This window comes from Cytophagia bacterium CHB2 (genome assembly GCA_030263535.1).
Taxonomy (GTDB): domain Bacteria; phylum Zhuqueibacterota; class Zhuqueibacteria; order Zhuqueibacterales; family Zhuqueibacteraceae; genus Coneutiohabitans.
On sequence record SZPB01000609.1, the window covers coordinates 1 to 2,232 of the forward strand.

The 2,232-nt window shown below is 54.7% G+C and carries 2 protein-coding genes; both read left to right on the forward strand.

What is annotated here, in order from left to right; all coding sequences use genetic code 11:
- The first annotated feature begins 175 nt into the window (after positions 1 to 175).
- Positions 176 to 445 (forward strand): 30S ribosomal protein S15, encoded by a 270-nt coding sequence (gene rpsO / locus FBQ85_29435; GenBank protein MDL1879254.1) that lies wholly within the window; start codon positions 176 to 178, stop codon positions 443 to 445.
- 108 nt (positions 446 to 553) lie between these two features.
- A partial coding sequence (locus FBQ85_29440; protein MDL1879255.1) for a polyribonucleotide nucleotidyltransferase occupies positions 554 to 2,232 on the forward strand: 1,679 nt, incomplete at its 3' end.

Here is a 2,232-nt window from a genome sequence, read left to right on the forward strand (position 1 = left end):
ATTGCTCAGTTGCGCGCCGACCGCGAGGCCAGCCTGCGCGTTGTGCAAGCCGAGCTTGGCGGGCCGTAACACAAATATCACAACACGCCCCTTGCGGTTGAATTAAAATTTTGCCATTTTAACAACGATCAAGCGAATCAATATCAAAAGCTAACCTCTTGAGGAGAATGTTGCAATGTCATTAACCAATGCACAAAAAGCAGAAATCGTGCAAAAGTTCGGCGCCAGCGCCAGCGATTCCGGCAAAGCCGAAGTTCAGATTGCCCTGTTGACGACCAACATCAATAATTTGACAACCCATCTTGAAACCAATAAGAAGGATCATCATTCGCGTTTGGGCTTGTTGAAGATGGTGGGCAAGCGCCGCCGGCTGCTGAATTATCTCGCCAAGTCGAATATCGAACGCTATCGCAAAATCGTCAGTGATCTCGGCCTGCGCCGCTAAACATATGAACTTATGATGCCCGATGTTGCAGTTGTACAAAAGACGACATGAGCCGGCTGATGTACACTGAAGCGAACTGGGTGAATTCAAACAAGAGGAGTTTTCCGCATGGTTTGTCGCAAGGAAACTGAATTAAACGGGAAAGTGTTCGCGATTGAAACCGGTCGCGTCGCACGGCAGGCCGATGGCGCGTGCTGGGTGCAGCTTGGCGACACGATTGTCATGGCGACCGTCGTCGGCGCTGAAGAAGCCGTCGAAGGCCAGGATTTTTTTCCGCTCTCCGTTGATTATCGTGAAAAGGCATTTGCTGCTGGAAAAATTCCCGGCGGCTTTTTCAAGCGCGAGGGCAAGCCCTCGGAGAATGAAATACTCTCCGCGCGCTTGATCGATCGCGGCGTCCGGCCGCTCTTTGCTGAAGATTATAAGTGTGAAGTGCAAGTAATGGTGTCGGTGCTCTCCGCCGATAAAGCGAATGATCCCGACGTGCTCGGCATTTCCGCGGCTTCCATGGCGATTTTGTTGTCCGGCATTCCGTGGGAAGGCCCGATTGCGGGCGTGCGGGTTGCCCGCCTCGACGGCAAGCTCGTTGCCAATCCCACGCATGAAGAGCTGACGCAAAGCGATCTCGATCTCGTGATTGCCGCCACCGAAGATTCGATACTCATGGTTGAAGGCGAAGCGCAGGAAATCAGCGAAGCTGAAATGGTGGAAGCGCTGGCGTTTGGGCAGAACGTTGCAGCTCAGCTTATTCAAGTGCAAAAAGCCGTTGCTGCAGAAGCCTCCAAGCCCAAGCGCGAATTTACGCCGCCGGCGTTGCCCGAGGGCCTGGAAGCGCGCCTCAAAGACATGATCGTGCCGTCGCTCGGCGAGTTGCTGCTGGAAACGGATAAGCAAACGCGCCGCAACGGCATGAAAGAGCTTTATAAGAACACTCTCGCAACTTTGCAGCCGGATTACCCGGAAAGTGAAACCATCGCACAAGAGCTTATTCACAAAATTGAAAAACAACTTGTGCGCAAAATGATCATCGAGAAGGGACGCCGCCTTGATGGCCGCGGGCCACAGGACATTCGCCAGATTACTTGCGAAGTGGGCGTGTTGCCGCGTGTGCATGGCACCAGTCTGTTCACGCGCGGTCAAACCCAGGTACTCGCCGCGGTGACTCTGGGTACCAAGGTCGATGAACAAAAGATGGACGAGCTGGAAGGCGAGTTTTACAAAAGCTACATGCTGCATTATAATTTCCCGCCATTCAGCGTCGGCGAAATTCGGCCGTTCCGCGGGCCGGGCCGCCGCGAGATTGGGCATGGGAATCTAGCCGAACGCTCGCTCAAACCCGTGATGCCGAACGAAGGCACGTTCCCCTACACCGTGCGTGTCGTGGCGGATGTGCTCGAGTCGAACGGGTCTTCCTCAATGGCAACGGTGTGCTCCGGTTCGTTGGCGCTGATGGATGCCGGCGTGCCGATTAAAGAAGCCGTAGCCGGCATCGCCATGGGTTTGATCAAAGAAAACGGCAACACTGTGGTGTTGACGGATATTCTCGGCGACGAAGATCATCTCGGCGACATGGATTTCAAAGTTGCCGGAACGAAAGCGGGCATCACCGGCTTTCAGATGGACATCAAAATCAAAGGCATGTCCGCGGCGATCATGGCCGAAGCGCTGGAACGCGCCCGCATCGCGCGCCTGCACATTCTTGGCATCATGAATGCGACGCTGATCGCTTCTCGGCCCGAAATCTCACCGTATGCACCGCGCATCCTGACGGTCAAAGTTCCTACCGA

Excerpts from the sequence above, each read along its gene's own strand:
- rpsO (MDL1879254.1), top strand. The coding sequence starts at position 176 with ATGTCATTAACCAATGCACAAAAAGCAGAAATCGTGCAAAAGTTCGGC.